Below are 26896 nucleotides of genomic sequence, written 5' to 3'. Positions count from 1 at the left end.
TCGCCAAACACACCAACGCCTGCCCCCTGCTGTCACCGTGCATCCTATTGATCTTGCTGCTTTCTGGCCAGGCTACGACGTTGTAGCCTGCAGCCATTCCGTCGAAAAAAACCTCACGCTGACCCTCGAACCCCGAGCGGCCGACCTTCCACGCTGTGGTCGCTGTCAGCAGCCCAGCCCCCTGATCCATGACCGACGCATTCGCCTCGTTCGCGACCGGGATCTGTTCGATCAGCGCGTCCAGTTGCGACTCCCCATACGCCGAGTGGACTGCCTGACGTGTGGGCGAGTTACCGAGCACATTTCCTGGTTGGCCCCGGCCTCGCGGCTGACCCGCCGGCTGTGTTCCTGGGTCGAAACCCTGCTGCGGTTCATGCCCATCAGCCATGTCAGCCAGCTCACCGGGCTGCACTGGCACACCATCAAGACGCTGGACAAGCGGCGTCTCCAGGCCGCATTCGGCACCTTCGAGCCGGGCGATGTGCGCCGTCTGGTGATGGACGAGTTCGCCCTGCACAAAGGCCATCGTTACGCGACGGTGATCATGGATGCCGAGCGTACCCGCGTTCTGTGGGTTGGCCTGGGTAACAGCCGCAAGGCCATACGCCCGTTCTTCGAGCAACTCGGTGAGCGCTGCCAGCAGATCGAGGCTGTGGCGATGGACATGAATACGGCCTTCGACCTGGAAGTGAAACAGCACTGCCCTCAGGCCGAGGTTGTGTACGACTTGTTCCATGTGGTCGCCCGCTACGGACGTGACGTGATCGACCGCATCCGGGTAGACCAGGCCAATGCCCTGCGCCATGACAAGCCCGCTCGCCAAGTGGTCAAGCAGAGCCGTTGGCTGCTGCTGCGCAACCGGGAGAACCTGAAGGAGGATCATGCCGTTCGACTGCAGGAGTTGTTGGCAGCCAACCAGCCACTGGCCACGGTCTATGTGCTCAAGGATGCGTTGAAGGAGGTCTGGTACGCACCCAGCGTGCGGGAGGGCTGGCGGCGCTGGCGAACCTGGCTGAGGCATGTCCGGGAGAGCGGCTTGGCGCCGCTACAACGCTTTGCCCGCAACCTCCAGCGCTATGCCCGGGGCATCCTCGCCAGTGCACGATTCCACATGCACACCAGCCTGCTGGAGGGGGTGAACAACCGGATCAAGGTGATCAAGCGCATGGCCTATGGCTTCAGGGACGCCGATTACTTCTTCCTGAAAATCAAGGCCGCCTTCCCCGGGAAAATGCGATGAACCAAAAATAGCCCCCACGCTCAGGATAGCAGTAGCAGGGCCGAACAGGCATACGAGCTCCAGCAGTATGAGTACGCGCTTCATGAGGTGGCCTGATTTGAGGACGCGGTCAGTCATGGCGCGACTTTGCCAATGCAATTGCTGCCTGGATGGCTGCACGCGCTTGCGGGCTGTTCTTCCAGCAGGTGGAACCGACGATAGCCGAGGCCTGGGAAACGATGTCCAGCGCATTCGCCTCGCTCAACTGAGCAAGGGACGCGAATCCCATCTGTTCAAGGCGGGCCACGACCGTGGGGCCGACGCCCTTCACGCCCAGCAGTGCCTTACGTTCTTCCGGTGAAAAAGGCATGAGTCTCTCCATAGATACATGACGCTTGAGGGGCGGGGCCGCTCGTGCGGTGGCCTAGTCTATCGTCGGCAACACACGGGCCACCAGATCGGCCATGCCGGTCACGCTCGGGTCGGGCGGCGTGCTGCCGAAGCCGGGCCAGCCGATATGGACCTGCTGCGCCGAGTGGGCAATGCGCTCGGCAGCCGGGCGCCAGAACTCGGTGTTGCCGGAGGCGCCGGGGAGGAAGAGGAGTTTGGAGGGGGATGTGGTCTATGGATCGTCCTTGAGGGTGACAGGCGCTGTGTTGCAGTAACGTGGAAAGGCTGTGCCATTATCCACCTTTCTCGCTTTTCAGCAGTCTTTATCTGTCATGGGAAAAAACCACCAACCTAAGAGCTGGCATTACCATTAGCTCATCATGTATGTTGATTCGAGAATAGAAAGATTTAGACTGCTTCGCAGCCATCAATATTTCCTCCTTTACCCCCTCTGGAACATTGGCACAGATATTCCCCCCTGCATCCTCACTGGACAAACGCCTAAATATAAAATGCCCTCCCCCCTTAAAAACAAAGGGTGTTTCTTGCCAACTTGAATACTCTCGACGCGAGCGACCACCATGCTCAATTGCGCTCTTATTTAGAAAAGCAACGCCATCTCTCGAAATCTTGACTGCCGCCTCCTCTGACAGCCTAAATATGCCAATCCCGCATCCTTCTAGATATCCGCCAACCTGATCGCCAGCAAAAACCGTATCAACCACCTCTAAAGACTCTGGAATATAGGACTTGTAATGCGAGGAGAGCATCAGAAAATATAGATAACCAATCAGCTTATAGACCACCAACAGTGAAACAATCACGCACACAACCCAAACAAGCGATGAGTTCCTCATGCGGCGCCCGATCATATAATGCATTACGAGTGCCACCTATAAACAGAAACCAGGTGGCGTATAAAACCCCGGACGGGTTGGTGGATAACATTTCTTGCCACTTCGACTCTCCCTGTCTATGCCGCGAATCACGCGACCATCATGACCGCTTTGCGACGTTATACACCATGACCAGCAGATCCTGGCAAGTCGCTGATTCGCCCGTCGTGACGACATCGATGACTCGCCACGCTCAGCCCGGCAAGGCCCCGTCGATGTCAGTCCGGCGACTTGGAGTTGACGGCACGCCGCTTCCCGTTTCCGATCCGCCAACCTGCACGGTTCCGCTCACCAGCAACGTGTATCGGTAGACAAGGCTGCGCCGTTGTCTACCCTACGCGCTTCAGCGGCGACTGGCAGAGCAGCAAGCCCGCCTGACGGCGGGCCGGAGTAAGCAGGAGCAGATTTTCTTGTGGTTGTGGTGAACAGCGACACTGTCGGAACAGGCGAGTCCTGCAACGGAAAAAGGCCGATAACAATCATGATCCCCGTGATCGATTGAACGCTTGGCCCCCGTTGCGCGAACTACAGAGTGGCCCGGGCGGCAATGCCCAGCGAAGGCCGGATATACGAATGCAACCGCACTGACGACAGGGTTGGAACAGGGTTACTCACCACTTGCGGGGAGAATCCAGGCGGCGGCAAAAACTGAGTGCAACACCTGACCTTTCCGGTACGGTGTTGCCATGTCTTACCACGAACTCAGCATTGAAGAGCGCTCCAACATCCAGGTCGGTCTGCTGCGCGGCATGAGCCAGCGGGCCATTGCCCGAATGCTCAACCGCAGCCCCTCGACGATCTGTCGCGAGATCCGCCGTAACCGCAGCGCCCAGGGCGAGTACGCCACCCAGCATGCCCAGCGAGCGATGCGTGAACGCCGCATGTCCTGCCGGCCTCGGCAAAAGCTGGTGCCCGGCAACGAGCTGTTCGAGCTGGTCGTCCACCTGCTGCGAAAACGCTTTTCTCCCGAGCAGATTGCCGGCAAGCTCCGCGCCATGGAACTCCCGAACTTCGAAGACGCCTACGTCTGCCGCGAAACGATCTACAACGCGATCTACGCCTTGCCGGTCGGCGAGCTGCGCAAGGAGCTGATCATCTGCCTGCGGCAAGGCAAAACCACCCGCCGTCCGCGCTCTGGCGGGGTAGATCGACGTGGTCAGATCCCCGACATGGTCAGCATCCACGTGCGCCCACCGGAGATCGAGGATCGCGTGATGCCCGGCCACTGGGAAGGCGATCTGATCAAGGGTAAGGCCAACGCCTCGGCGGTAGGCACCTTGGTGGAGCGCACCAGCGGCTACCTGATGCTGGTAAAGATGAGCGATGCGACGGCGACCTCGGCTGTGGAGGGGTTCAGCGCGGCGCTGAATCGCATGCCGCTGGCGGCGCGCAAGAGCATGACCTACGACCAGGGACGGGAGATGGCACGCCATGCGGAGATCACCCAGAAGACCGGCGTGGCGATCTACTTCTGCGACCCGCACAGTCCCTGGCAGCGTGGTAGCAACGAGAACATCAACGGATTGATCCGGCAGTACCTGCCCAAGGGGACGGATCTGTCGGAATACAGCCAGGAGCAACTGGATGCGATTGCCTACGAACTGAACATCCGACCGCGCAAGCGCTTCGGCTTCAAGTGCCCCATCGAGGTCATAACCGAGCTGATGGCCAAGCATCATGAGGCACCTGCTTCACTCCAATAACCGTGTTGCACTCAGTTCCTGCAACCGCCCCATATAAGTTGTTAGGCGCGCTGGTTAATGCTATGCGCAAGGTGCCTAAAAGCCTACTTCGCTGCTGATGTTTATTTGTCAATTTCTGTACATGTAAAACGAACCAGTGGCTCAGGTGGCGACTCTAGTGGTTGCTTTAGTTCTTCAAGCATTTTCTTGCGATCACTTACTGCGTGAGTGCCAATTTTGGATGCCGCTGAAATACATTTTTCTTGGGATTGGAAACCGCTGATCAAAGCTTGCTGTGGCGGCTGTTCTGTGCCAGCGCTTAGGGTGAAGATTAAAATCCATTCTTTCATGTGCTTTCTCTGCTTATAAAGTTGCCATGGGTGTATTGCGCCCAACAACGTTCGAGGTGAGCACCGCCCGCGCGAAGCGCGGGTGTGTGCTCTGGCGAGTAGTTAGCCGACGATATTGCACCGGTCCGCGCAGCGGACTGTAAATGGGATGGGTGCTCAGGCGCCGGCGAAAATCTAAAATTGACCTCAACCCCAACCAGGGTCTGCGGCGTGCGCATTAACTTCGTTATGCTCCGCCGCAGACCCTGGTTGGGTATAGCAGCGATTTTCGATTTACGCTGTGGCTGATTCCACATCATTTACGTTTCCCTACGCAAAATGTCGTATATCGTTGGGTAACTATAAATAGACACCATCTGGTGCATAACACCCCAGACTGGATTGGTGGATAACATTCCTTTTCACTTCCGCTCTCCCTGTCTATACCGCGGACTTATCGGTCATCATGACCGCTTTTCGACGTTATACACCATGACCATCAGCCCTTGGCAAGTCGCCAATCGGCCCATCGCATAGCCACCGATTGACTCCCCACGCTCACCCGGCTAAGGTTCCACCGTCGCTGTCAATCCAGCGACCTGGGATTGGCGTCCCGGAACAAACGGGCGGTCACGACACCGCTGAACAGCGGTTTTTTTGTGTCCGCAGCATGGCTACACCCGTTATGGGCGGGCCGTGTGTGGGGGCCTCACGGCCCGCCGGTCCCGTTTCCGGTACGCCAACCCGCACGGTTCCGCTCTCCCAAATTGGCGTTTGGGGGGCGGTAAGCACGCAAAAACGGGAGATTCACCATGTCGAAGACCAGCCTCCAGCTCGGAACAGTCGATTTTCACGGACGCGCCCTCACCGTCATCACCGGCCCAGAAGGCGAGCACCTCGTTGCCATGAAGCCCATCTGCGAAGCCATCGGCCTGCAGTGGGAAGCTCAGCTCAAGCGCATCAAGCGCCACCCCGTCCTCTCGCAAGGTATGTCCATCATGACCACCCCTTCCGCCGGCGGCGATCAGGAAACCACCTGCCTCCCCCTCGACTACCTCAACGGCTGGCTGTTCGGCGTGGATGCCTCCCGCGTGCGCCCGGAAATCCGCGAGCGGCTGGTGCAGTACCAGCGCGAATGCTTTGCGGCGCTGGCCGCCTACTGGCAGCAGGGCGAGGCGGTGAATCCGCGCGCGGCGCTGGGCGATGCCGCGGCCGAGCCGGTGGTGCCGATCCGCCTGACCTACAACGACCGCCCGTTCCGCATCGTGCCCGAGGGTGAGGCGCTGTGGTTCGTGGCGGCCGACGTGGCCCACGCGCTGGGTGTGCGCGACGCCTACCGCCACCTGCGGCCGGAGCACAAGGCGACCCGCATGGTCGGCCGGCAGGTGCTGAATGTGATCGACCGGCGCGGGCCGGATCTGGCCCTGCTGCACGGCCGGCCGGAGCGCGCCGAGCCGCTGCGTCTGTGGCTGGAAGCGGCGCTGGAGCAGTTCGGCCCCGCCGCCCGCCCCGCGCCCAGGGCGCTGCTGGGCGGGCTGTCCGGCGAGCAGCAGGGGGCGCTCAAGGCGCTGGTGGCGGCGCGCATCGAGGAGCTGCCCGAGGCCGGCCGCGGCAAGGCGGCGACGGTGTGCTGGTCGGCGCTCAAGTCGAAGTTCGGCTGCAGCTACAAGGAGATCGCCCCGGAGCAGTTCACCGAGGCGGTGAGCCTGGTGGCGCGCATCGTGCTGGAGGGCGAGCTGCTGGAGCCGGAGGCACCGAAGGTGGTGGGCCGGCTGGCGATCGACCTCCCGATCGAGGACTGGAAGGCGCGCAACCCGCACCAGTTCCGCCACGACAACCCCAACAGCGCCGAGCTGACGGTGACCACGGGCGACGTGCTGATGAGCGAGTACTCGCCCACCGAGGCGCTGCTGGGGCAGCTCACCGAGGCCGGCTACCGGGTGGACGGCCCGCTGTACGAGCTGCGCTCCCTGCGCTCGCTGGCCAAGCGCCTGGACATGACCATGCGCTTCATGGCCGGCCATATGCGGCAGGCGATGGACAACTTCGAGCACGACCATCGGCGCATCGAGCGGTTCGCCGGGGCGAAGAAGCCAGCCCAGCGCTGAGGTGCGGGCATGAAAAAAGCGCCCCTGCCGGGATGGCGGGGGCGCTTGCGTTTGGGGTCAGGCGTGGAGGTCGCGCAGCGCCTCGGGGTGCTGGGCGGCTACGCGCAGGAGGGTTTGCGCAGCGCCAGTGGGTTGCCGACGGCCCTGCTCCCAGTCCTGCACCGTGCGCAGGCTTACGCCGAGCAGATCGGCGAAGGCGTTCTGCGACAGGCCGACTTTGGCGCGCGCTTCGGCAGCCGGGGTGAGTTTGACCTCGGTGGTGCGCGCGGCCTGGCCGGCCTTCATTTGGCGAACGGATTTGAGCAGGTCCGCCTGGAATTGCTCGAGTTCTTTATCCATCGCTGATGGCCTCTTTCAGTTGCTTCAGGAAGGCAGTGGGCAGGTTGTCGAACTTGGCCTTGGTGTAGGCGATCAGCAACCAGATGTGCCCTTCCGGAAGGGTGTTGTAGTAGATGACACGGGTGCCACCGCGCTTGCCCATGCCGGAGCGGGACCAGCGCACTTTGCGCAGCCCTCCGCTACCGGGGATCACATCACCGGCCAGCGGGTTGGCCGCCAGCCAGACGATGAAGGCTTCCCGCTCACCGTCTTCCCAGATCGACTCGGCGTATCGCTTGAAGATTTCGGTTTCGATGACAGTGTGCATGGCACAAGGATACGGCGCTGCCGTATATCCAGCAAGCACCGCACGTCCCGATCCATCTGCCGTGCGGATCGCCAGGCTGTCAGCCAAGGGCGCTGCCCAACGGTAGATCGTTGGTCTTTCTGCGGGTCTAGGCTGGGTGCAGGCGAGCGGATGGAGGTGGCCATGTGCGGACGATTCGTGCAGTCCCTGACTGCAGTCGAGTATCTGGAGGCGCTGCAGATCGAGCTGCCGGTGGTAGGCGGCTTCGACCCGGAGCCGGTCGGCCGCTTCAACGTGGCGCCGCGCACGCGGGTGCTGCTGATGCATCAGGAGGAGGAAGGGTTGCGCCTGGAGCCGGTGCCGTGGGGCTACGCGCCGTCCTGGGCGAGGGGCCCTCGACCGCCGGCGTTCAACGCGCGGGTGGAGAAGGTGGCGACGGGGGCTTTCTGGCGGGAGGCGTGGAAGGCAGGACGCGCGCTGGTGCCGGCGGATGGCTGGTACGAGTGGCAGTCGGACCCGGCCGACCCGAAGCACAAGCAGCCGTTCTACTTCCGCCTGCGCAGCGGCGCGCCGCTGTTCTTCCCGGCCGTCGGCCACCTGCCCCGGCATGGCCGGGAGCTTCAGGAGGGCGACGGCTTCGCGACGATCACCATGCCGAGCTACGGCGGGATGGCCGAGATCCATGACCGGCGGCCGCTGGTGCTGGGGCCGGACGAGGCCCGGGCGTGGCTCGATCCGGCGGTGTCGCCGCAAGAGGCGGAGGAGATCCTGCATCTCGGGCTGCCGGTGGAGGCGTTCGAGTGGTATGCGGTGGGGCGTGAGGTGGGGAACGTGAAGAGCGAGGGGGCCGAGTTGATCAGGCCCCACAACTGAAGCGCGAACCGCCATGACGGCGTGCACAAAAAAGCGCCTCTGCCGTGATGGCAGAGGCGCTTTCGCTCACACGGGGACAGTCAGTCGGCTCTGTTCAGCCGTTCCTGCTTCCGCGCCCAGTAGCGTGCACGCTGCTCGCCCCACTGCTCTCGCTCGGCAGCCTCGCGAATGGTCTGTGCATGCTCGGGTTCGACGCTGAACTGTTCGATCAGCTCTTCCGGCGTGATGTCGCGGGGGCTGGTTCTGTACAGGCGAGCGTAGAGATCCTGGGACTTGGTAGCGCGCTCGTCGAACTTGAACCCGAAAACGGCGCAGTCGGCGCTGCCATAGAACCGGCTGACGCCCATGACCCTGATGCTGGACAGGATCTGTGCGGCGTAGCTGAAGGTGGACTTCTGCCCGCCCCGGTAGTTGCCCCCCATCATGCCCGTGTCCGCGCCATCTGCGAACTGGAACGACATGGCATTGACGATATCCCCACTCATCACCTGGACGCCGACGATTGGATTGCTGCTGAGGTCGAAGCTGCCACCATGTGGGCGTTGGTCGCTCCCGCCTCCGGTATTGCCCATGCGCCCGGTGCTGGTCACTCCATCCGGGCCACCGCCTTCCGGATAATCGACCTTGACGGCATCGATTCGGTCCCAACCCCATACCGTTACATTCCTGATCCGGCCTGTCGGGCGGCTCGGGATATAGAACGGGGAGTCGTAGCAAGTGCCCACGGCATCGGAATACACCTCGCGATCCAGATAGACCTTGACCGGCTCCGGATAACGAGAGATGTCGAAGTATTTCCACTGCGCCTGGAAGTCCTTGACCGTGATGGTCATTTCGCGCAGATAGCGATTCACCGTGTTGAACGGCTCCATGCGGCGCTTATCTTCCGGCGCCGTCTTCTTCACGCTTTCATAACCGGCTTCGAATGTCTTGGTGACATAGTCGCTGTAGCTGTCGATGCTTTCGGTGAGCTTCTTGCGGGTATCGGCGACGAGCTCGTCGCTCCAACCCCAGTCACGGCCGAATGCGGCGCCGTCGCGCAGCAGGGCGAGGTGGAGGTTCGCGAACTGGGCGAACAGGGGCAGCAACAGCACCTCGTAGCCACTCGACTGGAAGCGCGGCAGGTCATGCAGGAAGTGTCCGTTGGCGACGTTGAACTTCTCGGAGACGTAGGCCTTGTCCTTCGGGAAGTTCTTGGCCGCATAGGCGTAGTCGTCCGAGACGTTGTGCAGTCCGGTGAGGGCGTCTCGCACATCCTGCATGACCTCGGCGGAGATCTTCTTGTCGATCAGGGCTTCCACGCGGTCGGCAATTTCGCCCCACACATCCTGCTTCTCGTCGGGCCAGAAGATGTCTACCAGGGCGCTCAGCAGTTGGCCGGCATAGGGGATCTCCCCAAGCACCACGGACACCACGACACGAGCCGCGTTGTTGTAGTCAAACTCGTATTCCAGTCCGGCGGTCAGCCCCGCGGCCCTGGAAATTTCGGCGCGCAGAACCAGCTCTTGTGGTCTGAGTTCGGCAATGGCTTCGCCGGTGAAAGTATGTTCTATATAGATACGATCATTCATGAGCACGTCCCTTTGCTGGCTGCTATCGGCAGAGTCCTGGCGGGTGCCTTCGTGCACCCGGCCGCTGAAACTACTGCAGCGTCACACCGCAAAGCGTGTGCAAGGTCACGCTTCAAAAAAGAATGATCGAACGACCGGTTCCCGCACTACTCGCGCGCAACGGCCTGCCGTTCGATACAGTCCAGCACCTGCCCGGCACAGCCGATCAGCTCGCCCTCGATCTCGTCGACCGCCCTCCTCCAGTCGTCATTGGCCACCAGCGGCGGCCGCGCCGGCAGGCGGCACGGGGTCAGCGGGCAGCGGATCGGGGCCACGGTAGGCGGCGGGGTCGGTGGTTTCGGGGCGCTGGTACAGGCGGCCGAGAGCAGCAGGCACAGCAGCACGCAGGTAGTCGGCAGTTTCCCGGTCATGGCGTTTCAGCTCCTCGATGGCGCGGCTCTGCGCCTGTGCGTTACGGATGACGGTCAGCCCGAGCTGCCGCAGCTGCTGCTCGAGGTCGGTGACGGCGCCGATCTGCCGCTGCTGCTCGGCGAGCACGCCGGCCTGCAGGTCGATCAACTGCTGGCGATCGGTGGCCATCTGCTCCGCCCGATCGGCGCGATCGGACTGGAGATCGATGCGCGGGGCGAGGCCCCACCAGGCGAGCGCGGCGCCGTCGCTCATGCGCAGGACGGTCGCGCCGCCGATGGGCTCGAGGCTCTCGGTCGGCGCGCCGGCATGCAGCACGATCGGCACGCCGCCGAGGGTGATTCGAGGGCGGGTCATGGGGTGCTCCGAAAGGCAGGCCCTCCCCGATACGCTGCTCGGCTCCTACACCACGCAGCGAACCAAGGAGGTTCCTAGGGGAAATCAACTGGCGGACGAGATGATCCGCGCAGTCGCAGCCTTCATTGCCGATACCCCCGGCTGCTCGGCGAGCCAGATCACAGGCGGCCCTGATCTGGTATTGCTCGCGCTGCGCCGGCTCAATTGGAGCGGCCGCCTGATGGGCATCACCCAAACAGCGCTTAGGTATGAGCTTGAAGGTGTATTGAACGGGCCTTTTGGCGGCGCCACGAACAGTAGCCGCTGCCTGCCGGCTCAGAAGGCTTCCCAGTCGCCCCCGGCCGCCGGCTGTTTCTCCCGCTCAAATTGCGAGTTGGCTACCGGCACAACGGCTGCGCGCTGGAACGGAACGAAGGCAGTGGCAGCCTCACCCAGGCGAAACACGGCGACCGCTTCCTGCAGCTTCTGCGCCTGCTCGGCCAGCGACGCCGAAGCAGCAGAGGCTTCCTGCACCAAAGCCGCGTTCTGCTGGGTCACCTGGTCCATCTGCGCTACCGCCGAGTTGACCTGGGCGATCCCATCGCTCTGCTCCTGAGAAGCAGCGGATATCTCGTCGATGATGTCGGTGACTCGCCGTGCGGCGGCGACCACGTCGGCCATGGTCTTGCCCGCTCGCTCGACCAGCAGCGCCCCATCCTCCACGCGGCGGGTAGACTCGCCGATCAGCCCCCTGATCTCGTGCGCCGCATCGGCACTGCGACTGGCAAGACTGCGCACCTCGCTGGCCACCACTGCGAAACCGCGGCCCTGCTCGCCGGCACGCGCCGCTTCCACGGAAGCGTTCAGCGCCAGGATGTTGGTCTGGAAGGCAATCGAGTCGATCACGTTGATGATGCTGGAAATGCGCTGCGAACTCTCGTTGATGCCCTGCATGGTGTCGACCACCTGGAGCACGACAGCGCGCCCCAGATCGGCAGTGCTCGACGCATCGCAGGCCAAGGTGCTGGCCTGACGGGCATTATCGGCGTTCTGCCTCACCGTAGAGGTCAGCTCCTCCATGCTCGCCGCGGTCTCCTCCAGGGAGGCTGCCTGCTGCTCGGTCCGCGACGACAGGTCGATGTTACCGCTGGCGATCTGCGCCGAACCGGTAGCGATACTGTCGCTGCTCGCACGCACGGCACCGACCACACGGGTCAGCGATTCCTGCATCCGCCCCATGGCCTGCACCACGCTGCCAGAGGCCGCCTTCGAGGTATCGATGCGGACGCTCAGGTCACCAGCGGCAATACGGGTCGCCATCGCGGCGACCTCGCTCGGCTCGCCGCCGAGCTGGCGAGTCAGGCTGCGGGTCAGGAATACGCCGATCAGGATGCTGCCTAGCATTCCCAAGATGGTGAGGATGACCAGCAGCAGACGGTTGCTGGCATAGATCTCCTCGGTTTCCTTGGCGATGCGAGCTGCGTTCGCCATCTTCCTCTCGATCAGACGCCCCAACAGCTCGTCGGCATGCGCGACCGCCGGTCGACCCTCGCTGAAGGCGTAGTCGATGGCGTTGCGCTTGCTGTCCGGATCGTCTGTCTCCAGGCGACGAACGACTTCGGCAGCGACCTGCTCGTATTCCACCAGGGCCTTGCGGGCCTCATCCGCATCGAGCTGACCTTGCGGGGTCACGAACGCCTTCTTCGCCTCGGCCAGTTCGGCATACGCCAGTTGGAGACGCTCGCGCAGATCGACCTTCGCCAGTTCGTGCTCCACCGGTGAGGACGCCAGCATGGCGTTGCGCAGCGCCCGGGTTGCCGCCAGGAACTGGATCTGGGTCACCGCGGCATGGCGAATGCCGACGGTTTCTTGTCGATACATGGTCGTGGCCAGATCGCTCATCTGCGCCGCTTTCAGTATCCCCTGCAAACCTATTAGTGCACCGAACAAAGAAACCATCAAAAATCCGCAAATAAGTTTTATGCCGGTTTTTTGTCGACCGAACCATTCCATACCAGAAAATCCCCCGATTAATTTAATTAAATGACGCGCAATGGCCGTCGACAGCAATTTCGAGGAGGCATGAGAAAACACCAGAAACCCTCTGGAATGGGATTTTCATGATACACGCACGACAAAGACTACGCCGACCAACACGCAAGCCAGGAGCCTTCAAGAGCCCTCTAATTGAATTGCGCCATTATCGTAACAAGCCTGCTACAGAGCCGCCAAGGTGAACTTTTCGGAGAGAATTGCGGCGCAAAATTAACCAACTCCTGGAACAGGCACACGCGAACACGGAAATATAGAAGAGCCAGAAAAAATCCTGCGACAGCCGGGCGAAGTAACGACTAGTTTCAGCTAAAAGCCTGTTCAAAGGCTCGGCGGGATACCGGACACTGCGGGGATGAGGCCCCTTATCCCAGTGGCATCCCCCATGTTCAGCTCAAGCCGGCTCGCCCTTTGCTGAAAAGTGCACGCAGGAAGACCGCCACGCAGAAAGAAGAAGCCCGCCTGAGCGGGCTGGATCAGCGCTTTGTCCGCGCAAACTTCATCGCCAGGCGGCGCAGGTCGAGAGCAGCCTGCTGATCGCCGTACAGAGTGACGCTGTCGCCGCCGCTCACGAACTCGACCCGCCCGAGATCCGGGAAGCTCGGGCCGGCTGCCGCGGCCGCCAGCTCCGGACTAGGGCTCGGGATGCTCGGCAGCGCTCGGGAAACCGGGACCACCGGGCCGCCGCTGGCGTAGCCGCGCAGGGTGCGCGACAGCTGCTGCATGGTGGCCTGGTAGCCGTTGCGGCGGATGCGCTCGAGGAACGCCAGGGCGCCTGGCTCGCGCACCACTTCCTGCGGCTGGACGTGCTCGCCGGCATGGACGACGCCGGCCGGCTGCCACTTGCCCCCGGGGCCGGTGTAGCCGCCGGAGGCGAAACCGGGGGTGCTCGCGGTACTGAGCAGGTCGTCCGCGGCCTTGAGGTTCTTGTCGGCCTCCGGCGATGCGATGGTCGGGCGGATCACCATGTACTTCGACAGGTCCAGGGCCAACTGCAGCACGCGCTGCTTGAGCTGGGCCTCCGACTCCGCATTCGCCTCGAATCCAACGTCGATCCGCTTGAGCGCGTCGGCGTACTGCAACAGCCCCTCGATCTTCGCCTTGATGGCGTCCGCCTTGGCCTGGGCGTCGGCCTCGTCGAGGCGGGCTGCCTCGCTGGCGATCTTGCCCAGCTCCTGGGCGATGCCCTGGAAGCTGGCGGTGCGGATCAGGCAGTTCCAGTTCAGGGACATCCGGCCGAAGGCGGCCAGTGAAATTCGCGATCTGTCGGATGCGAGCGTGCTGCTCGGGCACTCGACCGAGGGCATTACCGAGCGGGTCTATCGCCGCGTCGGCGCCATCGCCAAGCCGTCGAAATAGCGGAAGTTCTGGAACGCGTCCCAAAACTTTGGCTGTTTTGGCGTTTCGGGCGCAAAGTAAAAAGCCCCGTAGATGCTTGATCTACGGGGCTTTTTATAGTGGAGGCCGAGGTCGGAATCGAACCGGCGTACACGGATTTGCAATCCGCTGCATGACCACTCTGCCACCCGGCCTCAAATGGACATCGAACTTGATACCCATCAGTAAAACTTCGAGCTGGAAACTCTTATCGAACCCTCGATCCGACCTCTTTCAAGGTCACGTTCTACCGGTCGATTTGTTCCTGCGTCGTGGTGACGGGCGCCATTCTATACGAACCCGAACCACTGTCAACCCTTTGATTCAAAAAAGTTATTTTCCATTTGCACCATTGCTGAGATGCGGCCAGGCGGCGCGCAGATAGTGCACCATGGACCACAGGGTCAGCACTCCAGCGATCATCAGCAGGGCATAACCCAGGCCGACCCAGAAATCCAGGCGCGGCGGGTTGCCGAGCAGGATGATCAGCGAGGCCATCTGCGCGGCAGTCTTCCACTTGCCGAGATTGGAAACGGCCACCCGGGCACGCGCTCCCAGCTCGGCCATCCATTCGCGCAGGGCGGAAACCACGATCTCGCGGCCGATGATGACCGCCGCCGGCAGGGTCAGCCACAGGTTGGCGTGCTCCTCCACCAGCAGCACCAGCGCGACCGCCACCATCAGCTTGTCCGCCACCGGATCGAGGAAGGCTCCGAACGGCGTGCTCTGCCCCAGGCGGCGCGCCAGATAGCCATCCAGCCAGTCGGTCAGGCTGGCCAGGGCGAACACGCCGCTGGCCGCCCAGTAGCTCCAGCTGAAGGGCATGTAGAACAGCGCGATGAATACCGGGATGAGCAGTACGCGCAGGATGGTCAAGATATTCGGGATATTCATCGGCACGCTTAACATTCAAGGGGTTGCAGCATTCTACTCGCTGTGCAGGGCCGCATAAATCAACTCGGCGAGCTTTTTGCTGATCCCCGGGGCCTTGGCGATTTCCTCGGCGCTGGCCCGCGACAGCTCCTGCAGGCCGCCGAAATGCTTGAGCAGATCGCGGCGGCGCTTGGGACCGACGCCTGGCACCTCCTCGAGGCTCGAGGTGCGTCGCGCCTTGCCACGCCGGGCGCGGTGGCCGGTGATGGCGAAGCGGTGCGCCTCGTCACGGATCTGCTGGATCAGATGCAGCGCCGGCGAGTTGCCCGGCAAGGTGAATTCGTGCTCGGCATCGTTGAGGTAGAGGGTTTCCAGCCCCGGCTTGCGGGTTTCGCCCTTGGCCACGCCGAGCAGGATGAGGTCGACCACCGCCAGCTCCTGCAGCACCTCGCGAGCCATGTTGAGCTGGCCCTTGCCGCCGTCGACCAGCAGGATGTCGGGCATCTTGCCCTCGCCGTCCTTCAGGCGGCGGAAGCGCCGGGCCAATGCCTGGTGCATGGCGGCGTAGTCGTCGCCGGCGGTCACGCCCTCGATGTTGAAGCGCCGGTAGTCGGACTTCAGCGGCCCCTCGGGGCCGAACACCACGCAGGAGGCCACGGTCGCCTCGCCGCTGGAGTGGCTGATGTCGAAGCACTCCAGGCGCTGCGGCGGCTCGTCCAGGCCCAGCGCCTCGCCGAGGGCCTCCAGCCGCGCGGCGACGTGCTGGCGGTTGGCCAGGCGCGCGGCCAGCGCCTGCTCGGCGTTGGTCAGCGCCAGCTGCTGCCAGCGCGCGCGGGTGCCGCGCACCCGGTGGCTGATGGCCGGCGCACGGCCACGCACCGCGGCGATGGCCGCCGCCAGCGCCGGAAAGTCCTCGTGCACGCAGTTGACGATCAGCTCGCCGGGCAGGTCGCGCTCGGCGGCGCCCAGGTAGTACTGGGCGAGGAAGGCCGCCAGGACGCCGGCCGCTTCCTCCTCGATGGCCACCTGCGGGAAGAAGTTCTTGCTGCCCAGCACCCGCCCGCCGCGTACGCTGATCAGGTTGACGCAGGCGCCGCCGGGGCTGACCACCGCGGCGACCACGTCGACGTCGCCGCTGCCGCCCTCCATGCTCTGCTGGTCCTGCACCCGGCGCAGCAGGGCGATCTGGTCGCGCAGCTCGGCGGCGCGCTCGAAGTCCAGCTCGCCGGCGGCCTTCTCCATCGCCGCGCTCAGCTCGTCGGCGAGCTGGTTGCTGCGCCCCTCGAGGAACATCGCCGAATGGCGCACGTCCTCGGCATATTCCTCGGGGCTGACCAGACCGACGCAGGGGCCCTTGCAGCGCTTGATCTGGTACTGCAGGCAGGGCCGGGTGCGGTTCCTGAAGTAGCTGTCCTCGCACTGGCGCACCAGGAAGGTCTTCTGCAGCAGGTTGAGACTCTCGCGGATCGCCAGGGAGCTGGGATAGGGGCCGAAGTAGCGCCCCTTGTGCTTCCTCGCGCCGCGATGGATGCCCAGGCGCGGATACTCGTCCTCGCTGGAGAGGAACACGTAGGGATAGGACTTGTCGTCACGCAGCAGGATGTTGTAGGGCGGCCGCCACTCCTTGATCAGCGTCTGCTCGAGGAGCAGCGCTTCGGTCTCGTTGGCGGTGATGGTGGTGTCGATCTGCGCGATGCGCGCCACCAGCGCGGCGGTCTTCGGCGCCAGGCCACTCTTGCGGAAGTAGCTGGACAGACGCTTCCTGAGGTTGTTGGCCTTGCCGACATAGAGCAGGCGGCCTTCGGCGTCGTACATGCGGTACACGCCGGGATGGCTGCTGCAGGCAGCGAGGAAGCCAGCGCTGTCGAAGACCTCGGCCATTTCAGGTGGTGACGTCGACCATGCCGTGGCGTACCGCCAGGATGGCCAGTTCGACGTCGCTGGTGATCTCGAGCTTCTCGAAGATGCGGTAGCGGTAGGTGTTCACCGTCTTCGGCGACAGGCACAGCTTGTCGGAGATGGTCTGTACCTTCTGGCACTCGGCGATCATCAGCGCGATCTGCATCTCGCGCTCGGACAGCATCTCGAACGGCGAAATCTCTCGCTGGGCCTGGAAGGGCTTGAGCGCCAGCTGCTGGGCGATGTCGGCACTGATGTAGCGATGCCCGGCGAATACCTGGCGGATCGCCTTGATCATCTCCTCCAGGGCTGCCCCCTTGGTCAGGTAGCCGGCCACACCGGCCTGCAGCAGGCGCGAGGGAAACGGTTCCTCGTCACAGGCGGTGACGGCGATCACCTTGACCGACGGATGGCTGCGAATGATCTTGCGCGTCGCCTCCATGCCGCCGATACCGGGCATCTTCACATCCATCAGTACCACATCGGGGCGCAACTCGCGCACGCGCAGCAGGGCCTCCTCGCCGCAGTCGGCTTCGCCGACCACGGTTATCCCGGTCACGTCGGCGAGCATACGGCGAATGCCGGTGCGCACCAGATCATGGTCATCCACAACGAGCACGTTGATCACGCAATACCTCGATAGCACCAGATCGGCTTATCACAGGGCCAGAAATTCAGCGCGGACCTTAGCAAATGCCTCGCCCAAAGGACAGTGACGCGACACCTTGGTCGCACCCGGCGTCGGAAAACCGTCTCCGAAGACAACGTAAATCCGGCAGATCGACAGGCATTCGCCGGAGATGCGTTGCAGGATAGCAATGCCCCGGTGAGCGTTGCCAGGCTGGGTTTATCCATATAACCAGAGCCTAGCCAACATTGAGCCATGTGAATCAGATCACATAGAATCAACTTAAATCTGACGCCACAGTCCGCTGCACGCCTCGTACGGCGTTCACGGCACACCACCCAGGTCGACGCGGGCATGCCGCCGCGATGCCCCGAGAAACCGCCGCGGAGTTCCGCCATGCGCATCGCCACCTGCAGCAAGCTGATCACCGCACTGATCGCCGCCCTGTCGCTTGCCAGCCTGGGTACCACCCTGCTGCACTCCCACCTGGTGCAGGAGCGGAACCACAGCCAGCGGTTGCTCTTCGAAGCCCATGCCGCCACCGATCTCTTCGCCGCCGGCAGCGACCAGTTGACCGATGCGGTACGCACCTATGCCGTGACCGGCGACGAAACCTATCGACGTGCGTTCCTGCGCGAACTCGACACTTTCCGCACCCGCGAACAGGCCCGCGAGCGGCTGCTCGGCCTGGGGGCGACCGCCGACGAGCTGGCCCTGATCGACCAGGCCAAACGCCACTCCGACGCCCTGCTGGAAACCGAGCGGCAGTCCTTCGCCGACATGGCCCAGGGCAATCGCGCCGAGGCCCTCGCGCTGGTCTACGGCAGTGAATACAGCCAGGCCAAGGCCGCCATCCGCGCCGCGCTAGACCAGGCCCGCGAGCAGCTCGACGCGCGCCTGCGCAGCCGCGTCGAGAGTCTTTCGGCCCGGGCGAGAATGGCCGACGTGCTGGCCCTGGGCCTGCTCGGCAGCAATGTCCTGGCGGTGCTCGGCGCCCTGCTGGTGTTCTACCGGCGCCGGCTGATCGACCCCATCACCTCGATGACCGCCAAGCTCCATCGTCTGCTGGCCACCGATGGCAACGGCGTGCGTTTCGACGAGGGTGCGCCGGGCTCGGAGATCGCCGATCTGGCGCAGGCCCTGGAGGAGTCCCGCCAGGCCGGGCTGGCCATCCGGGCCCAGGCAGCCCAGCTGGAAGCGCAGTCCCGCGAACTGGCCGCCAGCCGGGAGCGCCTGCACCAGACCGAGGCCTGGTATCGCGGCATCATCGAGTCCGCCCCCGACGCCGTCGTGGTGGCCGACGACCGGGGCATCGTCCGCGTGGCCAACCTCAAGCTGGAAAGCCTGCTCGGATACGGCCATGGAGAACTGCTCGGCCTGCCGCTGGACAGCCTGATCCCGGGCCTGCAGGAAGCTCTGGCCGAGCTGCGCGGGCACGCCGAGACGCCCCTGCCGGCCCTGCTGCTGCCCGGCCAGCGGCGCGACGGAGCGCAGTTTCCCCTCGAGGCCACCCTGGCCCTGCTGCCGGCGCGTGACGGGCAGGGCACAAGCCTGTGCGCCGTGCTGCGCGACATCAGCGAGCGCCAGCGAGCCGAGGGCGAGATGCAGCGCGCCCGGGAGCTGGCCGAGCAGGCCGCCCGGGCGAAATCCGATTTCCTCGCCAACATGAGCCACGAGGTGCGTACGCCGCTGAACACCATCATCGGCATGGCTCACCTGTGCGGAAAAACCGTACTGAGCGGCCCGCAGGGCGACTACCTGCGGCAGATCCAGCAGGCCGGCGAGCAGTTGCGCGCCGTGGTCGACGACATCCTCGACTTCTCGCGGATCGAGGACGGCGAACTGGAGCTGCAGAATTCCGCCTTCGCCGTGCAGGGGCTGCTCGACGAGATCACCCAGCGTTTCGCCGAGCGGGCGGGCGCCAAGGGCCTGCACTTCGCCTGCAGCGCAGCGACCGGCCTGCCGGCCAGCCTGGAGGGCGATGCCCAGCGCATCGCCCAGATCCTCGCCCAGTTCGTCGACAATGCCATCAAGTTCACCGCCGCTGGCGAAGTCGAGGTGATCCTCGGCGGCCATCGGCTGTCTGCCAGCCAGTTCGAGCTCAACGTCTTCGTCCACGACACCGGCATCGGCATGACCGAGGAGCAGCAGGCCGCTCTGTTCGGCGCCTTCTATCAGGCCGACAGCTCCAGCACCCGCCAATACAACGGTACCGGCCTGGGCCTGGCCCTATCCTCCAGACTGGCCGGGCTCATGGGCGGCAGCATCGGCGTGGAAAGCCGGCACGGCCAGGGCAGCACCTTCTGGCTCAGCGCTCCGCTCGGCATCGCCACGCGCCAGCCGAAGCCCCAGCCACGCCCCGACCTGCATGGCTGCAGGGTGCTGCTGGCCGAAGACCACGAGGTCAACCAGCGCCTGCTGCGCAAGCTGCTGGAGCATGCCGGCGTGCAGGTCGAAGTGGTCGAGAACGGCCAGGAAGCCGTGGAGCGGGTACGCGAGCACGACTACGACCTGGTGCTGATGGACATGCAGATGCCGGTGCTCGATGGCGGCAGCGCCACGCTGGCGATCCGCCAGCTCGGTGCGCGCGGCCAGTTGCCGATCATCGCCATCAGCGCCAGCGCCATGCCGGAGGATCGCCGGCACTGCTTCAAGGTGGGCATGAACGGATTCCTGGCCAAGCCGATCACGGTCGACGAGCTCTATGCCACCTTGGGCCAGTGGTATCGACGGCAGCCGGCGCACCCGCCTGCTGCTTCCCCTCCCCCGCCAGCCGGCAGCCAGGAGCTGCCCGAAGTCGCCGGACTCGATACCCATGCGGGCCTGCAGCGGGTGCTGGGTGACCGCTGCCTCTATGTGGAACTGCTGCGCAGCCTGCTCAACCGCGAACGCGCCACGCCGCACGCCATCGGCGTGGCGCTGGAGCAGGGCGACCGTGAAAGCGCCGAGCGCCTTGCCCACACCCTCAAGGGACAAGCCGCCACAGTCGGTGCCGCCGTCGTCGCGCAGCACGCCGCCACCCTGGAGGCACTGCTGCGCGAAAACGCTCCGGCCAGCGTCGTCAACCCGGCTCTGGAGCGTCTGGCACAGCACCTGGAGCCATTGCTCGGCGCACTCGAAGTCGCGCTCGAGGCCGCCCCTGCAGCCATAGCACCGGCTCTCGCCCCCGAGCAACTGGAGACGATCCGTGCGAGACTGGAGACTCTGCTGCACGAAGACGATGCCGAGGCGGTGACCTGCTTCAACGAACACGCCGCCGCCCTGCGCGCCGCCCTCGCCGACGACTACCCGCGTCTCGAGCACGCCATCCGCCGCTTCGAATTCGCCACCGCCCTGGCGATCCTGCAGCCGCGGCACCCGCTCCAGCCATCCACCACCCACGAACCGAACAGCGCATGACGATGGATGCCCAGAAGAAACCGACCATCCTGGTGGTAGACGACAACCCCAACAACCTCGTGCTGATCAGCAACCTGCTGAAACAGGAATACCGGGTCAAGGTGGCCAACAACGGCGAGGCCGCGCTGCGCATCGCCGGGGCCGTCGAGCAGCCCGACCTCGTCCTGCTCGACATCATGATGCCGGAGATGGACGGCTACGAGGTGTGCCGCAAGCTCAAGGCCGAACCACGTCTGCGCGACATCCCGGTGATCTTCCTCACCGCCCGTACCGCCATCGACGACGAGGAGCGCGGCCTGGAACTGGGCGCGGTGGACTACATCACCAAGCCGATCAGCCCGCCGGTGATGCTCGCCCGGCTGCGCACCCACCTCAAGCTGAAGGCGTCGGCGGATTTCCTGCGCAACAAGAGCGCGTTTCTCGAGCAGGAGGTGCGCCGCCGCATGCACGAGGTGCTGGCCGTGCAGGACGTGACCATCGAGATGATGGCGTCGCTGGCCGAAACCCGCGACAACGAGACCGGCAACCACATCCGCCGCACCCAGCACTACGTGCGCACCCTGGCCTTGCACCTGCGCGAACACCCGCGCTTCGCCGACTTCCTCACCGCCGCCAACATCGACCTGCTGTTCAAGTCCGCCCCCCTGCACGACATCGGCAAGATCGGCATTCCCGACAGCATCCTGCTCAAGCCCGGCCGCCTCGATCAGCGCGAGTTCGACGTGATGAAGACCCACGCCAGTCTCGGCGGCGAGGCCATCGCCCGCGCCGAGCGGCTGGCCGGCCGCCCCATCCCCTTCCTCAGCATCGCCAAGGACATCGCCTACAGCCACCACGAGAAGTGGGACGGCAGCGGCTACCCCCGCGGCCTGGCCGGTGACGCCATCCCCGTCGCCGCCCGCCTGATGGCCATCGCCGATGTCTACGACGCCCTGATCAGCAGCCGCGTGTACAAGGCGCCGATGTCCCACGAGGAAGCGGTGAAGATCATCGCCGCGGGCAAGGCCAGCCATTTCGATCCGGACGTGACCGACGCCTTCTTCGCCGCGCAGGCGAGCTTCCGGGAAATCGCCGCACGCTATGCCGACCAGCCGGAGCCGGCCATTCTCGACGACATCGGTACCTGAACATGACCCAGTCCATCGCCAGCCCATCGCCAGCCGCCGTGGCGCCGCCTCGCAGCGGCTCGCGGGTTGGTACCAGCGACAGCCGGCGCGCCTATGCGCTGATCCTCAGCCTGACCCTGGCCCTGATCGCCGTGCTGTGGGCCGGCGTGGCCTTCAAGATCGACGCCGAGCGCAGTCAGACCGTGCAGAGCCTCAAGCGCGACACCCTCAATCTCGCACGCGCCTTCGAGGCACACGCGGCACGCACCATCAGCGGCGCCGACCAGTCGCTGCGCTTCCTGCAGCACCAGTACGAGCGCAACGGCCGGCAGATCGACATCGCCGCCTTCGTGCGCGACGGCCTGATCATCGGCAACCTGTTCAACCAGTTGGGCATCATCGACGAGCGTGGCACCTACATCCTGTCCAATCTGCCCAACCATGCACCGATCGACCTGTCCGACCGCGAGCATTTCCGCGTGCACCGCGAGCACCCCAGCGACGAGCTGTGGGTCAGCAAACCGGTACTCGGTCGCGCCAGCGGCAAGTGGTCGATCCAGATGACCCGGCGTATCGGCAAGCCCGACGGCAGCTTCGGCGGCGTCGCCGTGGTCTCCATCGACCCCTTCTACTTCACCAGCCTGTACAACGACGTGGCACTCGGGCACGACGGCATCATCACCGTGGTCGGCTTCGACGGCGTCGTGCGTGCACGCCGCTCGAGCAGCGAGGACGATCTCAGCGCCAGCGTGGGCCGCGACATCTCCGCATCGCCGCTGTTCACGCTGCTCAAGGAGCAGACCCAGGGCCACTACATCTCGGCCAGCCAGATCGACGGCGTGGAGCGAATCTTCAGTTTCCGCAAGGTCGAAGGCCTGCCGCTCGCCGTGGTGGTCGGCGTCGGTCGCGAAGAGGCCATGGCCGACTACCTGCAGCGGCGCAACGAATACCTCCTGTTCGCCGGCCTGATGTCGCTGGTCATCCTGGCCTTCGGCCTGCTCAGCGCCCGCCTGCTGCAACGCCAGCGCGCCGTCTCCGCCCACCTGCGCGTCAACCAGGCCAGGGCGGAATCGGCCAACCGCCTGAAGTCCGAATTCCTTGCCTCCATGTCCCACGAGCTGCGCACCCCGCTCAACGGCATCATCGGCTATGCCGAATACCTCGAGAACATGGGGGCTGACGCCACCAGCCGGGAATTCGCCGGCATCATCAACAAGAGCAGTCGCCACCTTCTCAGCCTGGTCAACGACATCCTCGACCAGGCCAGCATCGAGGCCGGCCGCCTGCAGCTGCAGGTCAGCGAGTTCCGCCTCGACGACCTGGTCAAGGACGCCCTCGACATGCATCGGGGCGTGGCCGAGGGCAAGGGCCTGGCCCTCGAGGAACAGGTGGCGGCGGGCCTGCCGGCCAGCCTGTGCAACGACCGCAAGCGTGTGCTGCAGATCCTCAGCAACCTGCTGCACAACGCACTGAAGTTCACCACCGAGGGGTACGTGCGCCTGAGTCTGCGCCGCGACGGCGACACCCTGTGCTTTGCCGTCGCGGATAGCGGCCCGGGCATCACTGCCGAACAGCAGGAAGCGATCTTCGAGCGCTTCCGCCAGATCGATACCTTCGTCACCCGCCAGCATGCCGGCACCGGCCTGGGGCTGGCGCTGTCCCGCGAGCTGGCCGCCATGATGGGCGGCGAGATCACCCTGACCTCAGCACCCGGCAAGGGCAGCACCTTCACCCTGCGTCTGCCGCTGCGCACGATGGAGAGGCCATGAAAGTCCTGCTGGTCGACGACACCGATTTCAACCGCACCCTGCCACGGGTACTGCTCGAGCGCCACGGCTGCCAGGTGGTAGAGTGCGCCAGCGGCCCCGAGGCCCTGCAGGCAGCCGCCAGCGGAGACTTCGACTGCGTGCTGCTCGATGTCATGATGCCCGGCATGTCCGGCATCGAGGTCTGCCAGCGCCTGCGCGCCGACCCGGCCAACGCCGACCTGCGCATCATCGCCTACACCGCCCACGCCCTGCCGGCAGAAACCCGCGAGATCATGGCTGCCGGCTTCAACGACCTGCTGGTCAAGCCGATCGACATCCGCAACCTGCTGTCGATGCTCGGCATTCGCGCAACTTGAGGCAGTCGAGCCAGGCTTCGCCCCGCCTCCGTTAGCAGCGCGACCGTTCATCCGATTGAGCCGCAGGCCCAGCTACCGGCCATCGCCGGTCATATGGCCACTGCTATAGTTCTGAAATCGTGCAAATATGCTGACGCAGAGCGGGCCTTCATGCTGGCCAACGGCAGCCGCAGGCATATCGACGGAGAGACAATGCGCATGGACGCTCCACAACTGACCGACATCGACTTCGAGCCACTGTTCACCGTCGAAGAGGCCAGATCGGCCGAGAACAGCGACAGCATCGGCATAGGTCGCCGCATAACCCTGTTGGCGCTCACCAAGAGCAAGAGCGAACTCGTGGATACCGTGCGCCGGATCGGCGCCGAGCCGTTCGGAGCCTGGCTCGATCAGGTCGAGGAATTCCAGAAGGAACTCCAGTGCCTGCTGGAACTCTCCACCAGCGCCCATGCCCGCCTTCTGGTCGCTGGGCAGATGGTGGTCGATCAGGCACCGCCGAACTGAACGCTAGAACTCGACCTGGGCACTGAAGTAAAGCTGGCGACGGTCATCGTAAAGGTTTTCCCGCCAGGTCAGCGGCTCGTCGTCCAGACGCTGCTGCAACACACCCGCCAGCTCCAGCTCGGTGCCACCGAGGTAGAGGCGCTTGGCCAGGCGCAGGTCGAGCCGCTCGAATCGGCGTTCATTGAGCAGGTCGGCGCCGTAATAGAACAGACCGCTCGACCAGCCCCAACCCCAGTCGCGCATCCAGCCTGCCGAACCACTGTAGCGGGCGGTCAGCCGGCGGTCGCTCTTGTGCGAGGCAGCAAAGTCGACATAGGCGTAGGTCAGACGCAGGCGATCCTGCCGGCCGGCCTGCCAGTCGATCTCGGTTTCGGCACCACGGAACCACATCCAGTGGCGATTGCTGGGCTCGAACTCCTTGACGTCCAGCGGCTCGCTGATCATGCGGTGGATCTCGTCGTTGAACACCTTGATATCGATGCTCAGGCCGAAATCGAAGTGGCCGTTGTAGCCGATCTCGCGCGAACGCATGATCTCCTGATCGAGATTTCCCGGCCCCACTGCGTGGGCGAATCCATAGGCCGAGTCGCGCCCCGGCAACCCGCTGAGATTGTCGAGACGATAGCGCCAGTCGACGTTGTTCTCCTGCATGTCCGGCGAGCGAATCGCCTCCGAGTAGACGAAACGCAGGCCATGGCGAGGAGTGATCAGATAATTGAGGGCGATCCTTGGCGTCAGCGAGTCGCCGCTGAGCCGGTCGCGCTCGTACATCGCGCCGCCCTGCAACACCAGGTGCTCGGTCAGGTACCACTCCAGATGACCGAACAGTCGCCAGATATCGTTGCTCAGGTTGCCATTGAAGTAGGTCCGTGATTCGCTGCGGTCATGTCGGTAACCTATGCCGCTGAGCAGGCGCAGATTGTCGGTCAGACCCAGCGTATCCTGCAGCTCCAGGTCATACCGGGTCTCGTCGATGTCCTGATCGGTATCGCCGCAGACCGCGCTGCGCGCCGTCGGATCGTCGTAGAACTTGTTCATGATGGCGAGACCCAGCGCCATCTCTTCCGGAGTGCCGGGCGGAGAAACGGTGAAACGGGTACCGAGAATCTCGCCAGCCCTGATGACCCCGGATATCTGGTGGAGATAGTCCGGGGAGAGGGCAAACAGGGCCGCCACATCCGGATCGAAGGCCAGCCCCAGATCGCAACTACGCCAGGCTTGACGGCGCTCCCAGCGCTGCGCATATGCCTGCAATTGCACATTGTGCCGGGGGTCGAGGTCGACGTTCCAGCGCAGCGAGCCGGCATAATCTCGAGCGCTGACGTCTCGGTCAGTATCTCCAGGCGCCACGATGCTCTCCACCAGCGGCTCATCCTCGAAATCATAGTTACGCTGGTTGCTACCCTCCTTGGCCGCCAGTTGCCAGTCCAGTGTCTGGTTATCGCCCACGGCATGGCTGGCACTCAGTTGCATGCGGGTACTGCGCCGGCTGTCGCGGTACTTCTCTCCCCAGTCGGTGTGATGGAAACCGTTGTCTTCCTGCCCCGAGAGCGACAGACGGAAGTCGCCGCTGCCGGCGCGAAAACCCTGACTGGCATACCAGTCGTCTACACCACGCTCACCACGGGTGTATTTCAGCCGAGAGCCCTGACTGTCGGCCGGGTTACGCGTGGTAATGCTGATCACACCCATCAGGGCGTTGGCGCCGTAACTGACCGTGTTCGGCCCGCGGAACACCTCGATACGCTCGATGTCCTCGATGGCCAAAGGGATATCACCCCAGTCCACCGTGGCCAAACCCGGCCTGTACACCGAGCGACCATCGACCAGTACCTGCAGGCGACGTGCCTCGGTGGCACGGCTGCCGTGATAGTTGACCGTGGCCAGGTTGCCCTTTGCATAGCCGCTGTAGCCGACCATCATCCCCGGAACCAGACGCATCAGCTCGGGAATGTCGCGCGCCCCGGTGGCCTGGATCAGCGCACGGTCAAGCACGGTAACGCTACCCGGTACTGCCGCAGACGACTGCTTGAGTCGCGTGGCGGTAAGTACCTCGGGCAGTTCCTCGCTGGCCAGAAACAAATCGGCAGCCAACCCTGCCGGGCTGCCGGACAGGCAGGGCAACAGACTGAGCAGGGCGAAACGGCGGGCCGAGAACATGGGGAATCTTCGCGTGCTGGATAAAGGCGCGATTCTAGCCGACTGCACCACCTCCAGTCTGCGCCCAGCAGCGCACCTGCAGCTAAACCGACTCGAGTCATGGCGAGCCAAACGCCGCGATGCTCTGCATCGAAACTACCAACGTACTTTCCGAACACCACAAAGACGAAACCCCGACCAGCGTGGCTGGTCGGGGTTTCTGTGTAGGTGCTTGACGATGACCTACTCTCACATGGGGAAGCCCCACACTACCATCGGCGATGCGTCGTTTCACTGCTGAGTTCGGGATGGGATCAGGTGGTTCCAACGCTCTATGGTCGTCAAGCAATTCGGTTG

Annotated in this window: 22 protein-coding genes, 1 tRNA gene, 1 rRNA gene and 3 pseudogenes; 10 read left to right on the top strand and 17 right to left on the bottom strand. The window is 64.1% G+C overall.

Translation table 11 applies throughout. The annotated features are described in order from the left end of the window. The first annotated feature begins 37 nt into the window (after positions 1–37). The gene (locus SK095_RS02535; RefSeq protein ID WP_320546462.1) at positions 38–1240 is read left to right on the top strand and encodes an ISL3 family transposase; all 1203 of its coding nucleotides are present in this window, start codon (positions 38–40) and stop codon (positions 1238–1240) included. Between the two features lie 109 nt (positions 1241–1349). On the opposite strand, the gene SK095_RS02530 is transcribed toward SK095_RS02535, so the two are convergent. Together SK095_RS02530 and SK095_RS02525 are read right to left on the bottom strand one after the other, a co-directional pair. Beyond that, positions 1350–1589 (bottom strand): helix-hairpin-helix domain-containing protein, encoded by a 240-nt coding sequence (locus SK095_RS02530; protein WP_136488340.1) that lies wholly within the window; start codon positions 1587–1589, stop codon positions 1350–1352. 343 nt (positions 1590–1932) lie between these two features. Further along, positions 1933–2490 carry a hypothetical protein gene (locus SK095_RS02525; RefSeq protein WP_320547732.1) on the bottom strand — a complete coding sequence of 186 codons (558 nt, stop codon included), beginning with the start codon at positions 2488–2490 and terminating at the stop codon, positions 1933–1935. Between the two features lie 701 nt (positions 2491–3191). Between SK095_RS02525 and SK095_RS02520 the strand changes: the two genes are divergently transcribed. Next, a complete protein-coding gene (locus SK095_RS02520) occupies positions 3192–4208 on the top strand; it encodes an IS30 family transposase (RefSeq protein WP_320547731.1) in 1017 nt (338 codons plus the stop codon). A 101-nt stretch (positions 4209–4309) separates the two neighbouring features. Here the strand turns inward: SK095_RS02520 and SK095_RS02515 are convergent, their stop codons facing one another. Continuing rightward, positions 4310–4537, bottom strand: a complete 228-nt coding sequence (locus SK095_RS02515) for a hypothetical protein (RefSeq protein ID WP_320547730.1) — start codon at positions 4535–4537, stop codon at positions 4310–4312. Positions 4538–5328: 791 nt separating this feature from the next. Between SK095_RS02515 and SK095_RS02510 the strand changes: the two genes are divergently transcribed. Further along, positions 5329–6624, top strand: coding sequence for a phage antirepressor N-terminal domain-containing protein (locus SK095_RS02510; protein WP_320547729.1), 1296 nt, complete (start codon positions 5329–5331; stop codon positions 6622–6624). A 57-nt stretch (positions 6625–6681) separates the two neighbouring features. Here the strand turns inward: SK095_RS02510 and SK095_RS02505 are convergent, their stop codons facing one another. Then, the gene (locus SK095_RS02505; protein ID WP_136488342.1) at positions 6682–6963 is read right to left on the bottom strand and encodes a helix-turn-helix domain-containing protein; all 282 of its coding nucleotides are present in this window, start codon (positions 6961–6963) and stop codon (positions 6682–6684) included. Then, positions 6956–7270: a transcriptional regulator gene (locus SK095_RS02500; protein WP_136488361.1), complete on the bottom strand. Its 315-nt coding sequence runs from the start codon at positions 7268–7270 to the stop codon at positions 6956–6958. The genes SK095_RS02505 and SK095_RS02500 overlap by 8 nt, the downstream gene beginning before the upstream one ends. 162 nt (positions 7271–7432) lie before the next feature. On the opposite strand from SK095_RS02500, the gene SK095_RS02495 reads away from it, so the two are divergent. After that, positions 7433–8122 (top strand): SOS response-associated peptidase, encoded by a 690-nt coding sequence (locus SK095_RS02495; protein WP_320547728.1) that lies wholly within the window; start codon positions 7433–7435, stop codon positions 8120–8122. An 80-nt stretch (positions 8123–8202) separates the two neighbouring features. Here SK095_RS02495 and SK095_RS02490 read toward each other — a convergent pair whose 3' ends face one another. From SK095_RS02490 to SK095_RS02475, 6 genes and pseudogenes are all read right to left on the bottom strand, one after another. After that, positions 8203–9693: an insecticidal delta-endotoxin Cry8Ea1 family protein gene (locus SK095_RS02490; protein WP_320547727.1), complete on the bottom strand. Its 1491-nt coding sequence runs from the start codon at positions 9691–9693 to the stop codon at positions 8203–8205. Between the two features lie 146 nt (positions 9694–9839). Beyond that, positions 9840–10019: pseudogene (locus tag SK095_RS21685) on the bottom strand (hypothetical protein); the annotation flags it as partial. Beyond that, on the bottom strand, positions 9940–10458 hold the full coding sequence (locus SK095_RS02485) for a hypothetical protein (protein WP_320547726.1): 519 nt from the start codon (positions 10456–10458) through the stop codon (positions 9940–9942). The gene SK095_RS02485 and the pseudogene SK095_RS21685, both read right to left, overlap by 80 nt. A gap of 315 nt (positions 10459–10773) precedes the next feature. Beyond that, a complete protein-coding gene (locus SK095_RS21680; protein WP_414153877.1) occupies positions 10774–11841 on the bottom strand; it encodes a methyl-accepting chemotaxis protein in 1068 nt (355 codons plus the stop codon). 54 nt (positions 11842–11895) lie between these two features. Continuing rightward, a pseudogene (locus SK095_RS21675) lies at positions 11896–12450 on the bottom strand (MCP four helix bundle domain-containing protein); the annotation flags it as partial. Between the two features lie 515 nt (positions 12451–12965). Beyond that, positions 12966–13721 carry a hypothetical protein gene (locus tag SK095_RS02475; protein WP_320547725.1) on the bottom strand — a complete coding sequence of 252 codons (756 nt, stop codon included), beginning with the start codon at positions 13719–13721 and terminating at the stop codon, positions 12966–12968. Between SK095_RS02475 and SK095_RS02470 the strand changes: the two are divergent. Further along, positions 13684–13848 (top strand): annotated as a pseudogene (locus tag SK095_RS02470) (integrase); the annotation flags it as partial. The gene SK095_RS02475 and the pseudogene SK095_RS02470 sit on opposite strands and share 38 nt — an antisense overlap. 99 nt (positions 13849–13947) lie before the next feature. On the opposite strand, the gene SK095_RS02465 reads toward SK095_RS02470, so the two are convergent. The 4 genes from SK095_RS02465 to uvrY form a co-directional block, all read right to left on the bottom strand. After that, positions 13948–14021, bottom strand: a tRNA-Cys gene (locus SK095_RS02465). 178 nt (positions 14022–14199) lie between these two features. Continuing rightward, positions 14200–14760: a CDP-diacylglycerol--glycerol-3-phosphate 3-phosphatidyltransferase gene (gene pgsA / locus SK095_RS02460; RefSeq protein WP_136488348.1), complete on the bottom strand. Its 561-nt coding sequence runs from the start codon at positions 14758–14760 to the stop codon at positions 14200–14202. A gap of 33 nt (positions 14761–14793) precedes the next feature. Beyond that, the gene (gene uvrC, locus SK095_RS02455; RefSeq protein ID WP_320547724.1) at positions 14794–16620 is read right to left on the bottom strand and encodes an excinuclease ABC subunit UvrC; all 1827 of its coding nucleotides are present in this window, start codon (positions 16618–16620) and stop codon (positions 14794–14796) included. A gap of 1 nt (position 16621) precedes the next feature. Then, positions 16622–17266: a UvrY/SirA/GacA family response regulator transcription factor gene (uvrY, locus tag SK095_RS02450; protein ID WP_136488350.1), complete on the bottom strand. Its 645-nt coding sequence runs from the start codon at positions 17264–17266 to the stop codon at positions 16622–16624. A gap of 396 nt (positions 17267–17662) precedes the next feature. On the opposite strand from uvrY, the gene SK095_RS02445 reads away from it, so the two are divergent. From SK095_RS02445 to SK095_RS02425, 5 genes are all read left to right on the top strand, one after another. After that, complete coding sequence (locus SK095_RS02445; protein WP_320547723.1) at positions 17663–20665, top strand: response regulator; 3003 nt, start codon at positions 17663–17665, stop codon at positions 20663–20665. Beyond that, positions 20662–21792 (top strand): two-component system response regulator, encoded by a 1131-nt coding sequence (locus SK095_RS02440; RefSeq protein WP_372239857.1) that lies wholly within the window; start codon positions 20662–20664, stop codon positions 21790–21792. Before SK095_RS02445 ends, SK095_RS02440 begins: the two co-directional genes overlap by 4 nt. Before the next feature lie 2 nt (positions 21793–21794). Further along, a complete protein-coding gene (locus SK095_RS02435; protein ID WP_320547722.1) occupies positions 21795–23540 on the top strand; it encodes an ATP-binding protein in 1746 nt (581 codons plus the stop codon). After that, positions 23537–23896 (top strand): response regulator, encoded by a 360-nt coding sequence (locus SK095_RS02430; protein WP_136488353.1) that lies wholly within the window; start codon positions 23537–23539, stop codon positions 23894–23896. Before SK095_RS02435 ends, SK095_RS02430 begins: the two co-directional genes overlap by 4 nt. A gap of 150 nt (positions 23897–24046) precedes the next feature. Further along, positions 24047–24400 (top strand): hypothetical protein, encoded by a 354-nt coding sequence (locus SK095_RS02425; protein ID WP_136488354.1) that lies wholly within the window; start codon positions 24047–24049, stop codon positions 24398–24400. A gap of 3 nt (positions 24401–24403) precedes the next feature. On the opposite strand, the gene SK095_RS02420 is transcribed toward SK095_RS02425, so the two are convergent. Both SK095_RS02420 and rrf read right to left on the bottom strand, forming a co-directional pair. Beyond that, positions 24404–26560, bottom strand: a complete 2157-nt coding sequence (locus tag SK095_RS02420; RefSeq protein ID WP_136488355.1) for a TonB-dependent receptor plug domain-containing protein — start codon at positions 26558–26560, stop codon at positions 24404–24406. Positions 26561–26769: 209 nt separating this feature from the next. After that, positions 26770–26885, bottom strand: a 5S ribosomal RNA gene (gene rrf / locus SK095_RS02415). Between the last annotated feature and the right edge of the window lie 11 nt (positions 26886–26896).

The organism is Pseudomonas sp. AN-1 (assembly GCF_034057115.1).
Lineage (GTDB): Bacteria > Pseudomonadota > Gammaproteobacteria > Pseudomonadales > Pseudomonadaceae > Geopseudomonas.
Note: the sequence above shows the minus strand (reverse complement) of the source record. Positions and strands in the feature narration are given on the sequence as shown.

Bases quoted from the DNA above. Each gene is read 5' to 3' on its own strand.
- SK095_RS02530 (WP_136488340.1), bottom strand. From the start codon at position 1,589: ATGCCTTTTTCACCGGAAGAACGTAAGGCACTGCTGGGCGTGAAGGGC.
- SK095_RS02525 (WP_320547732.1), bottom strand. From the start codon at position 2,490: ATGCATTATATGATCGGGCGCCGCATGAGGAACTCATCGCTTGTTTGG.
- SK095_RS02520 (WP_320547731.1), top strand. From the start codon at position 3,192: ATGTCTTACCACGAACTCAGCATTGAAGAGCGCTCCAACATCCAGGTC.
- SK095_RS02515 (WP_320547730.1), bottom strand. From the start codon at position 4,537: ATGAAAGAATGGATTTTAATCTTCACCCTAAGCGCTGGCACAGAACAG.
- SK095_RS02510 (WP_320547729.1), top strand. From the start codon at position 5,329: ATGTCGAAGACCAGCCTCCAGCTCGGAACAGTCGATTTTCACGGACGC.
- SK095_RS02505 (WP_136488342.1), bottom strand. From the start codon at position 6,963: ATGGATAAAGAACTCGAGCAATTCCAGGCGGACCTGCTCAAATCCGTT.
- SK095_RS02500 (WP_136488361.1), bottom strand. From the start codon at position 7,270: ATGCACACTGTCATCGAAACCGAAATCTTCAAGCGATACGCCGAGTCG.
- SK095_RS02495 (WP_320547728.1), top strand. From the start codon at position 7,433: ATGTGCGGACGATTCGTGCAGTCCCTGACTGCAGTCGAGTATCTGGAG.
- SK095_RS02490 (WP_320547727.1), bottom strand. From the start codon at position 9,693: ATGAATGATCGTATCTATATAGAACATACTTTCACCGGCGAAGCCATT.
- SK095_RS02485 (WP_320547726.1), bottom strand. From the start codon at position 10,458: ATGACCCGCCCTCGAATCACCCTCGGCGGCGTGCCGATCGTGCTGCAT.
- SK095_RS21680 (WP_414153877.1), bottom strand. From the start codon at position 11,841: ATGCTAGGCAGCATCCTGATCGGCGTATTCCTGACCCGCAGCCTGACT.
- SK095_RS02475 (WP_320547725.1), bottom strand. From the start codon at position 13,721: ATGTCCCTGAACTGGAACTGCCTGATCCGCACCGCCAGCTTCCAGGGC.
- pgsA (WP_136488348.1), bottom strand. From the start codon at position 14,760: ATGAATATCCCGAATATCTTGACCATCCTGCGCGTACTGCTCATCCCG.
- uvrC (WP_320547724.1), bottom strand. From the start codon at position 16,620: ATGGCCGAGGTCTTCGACAGCGCTGGCTTCCTCGCTGCCTGCAGCAGC.
- SK095_RS02445 (WP_320547723.1), top strand. From the start codon at position 17,663: ATGCGCATCGCCACCTGCAGCAAGCTGATCACCGCACTGATCGCCGCC.
- SK095_RS02440 (WP_372239857.1), top strand. From the start codon at position 20,662: ATGACGATGGATGCCCAGAAGAAACCGACCATCCTGGTGGTAGACGAC.
- SK095_RS02435 (WP_320547722.1), top strand. From the start codon at position 21,795: ATGACCCAGTCCATCGCCAGCCCATCGCCAGCCGCCGTGGCGCCGCCT.
- SK095_RS02430 (WP_136488353.1), top strand. From the start codon at position 23,537: ATGAAAGTCCTGCTGGTCGACGACACCGATTTCAACCGCACCCTGCCA.
- SK095_RS02425 (WP_136488354.1), top strand. From the start codon at position 24,047: ATGCTGGCCAACGGCAGCCGCAGGCATATCGACGGAGAGACAATGCGC.
- SK095_RS02420 (WP_136488355.1), bottom strand. From the start codon at position 26,560: ATGTTCTCGGCCCGCCGTTTCGCCCTGCTCAGTCTGTTGCCCTGCCTG.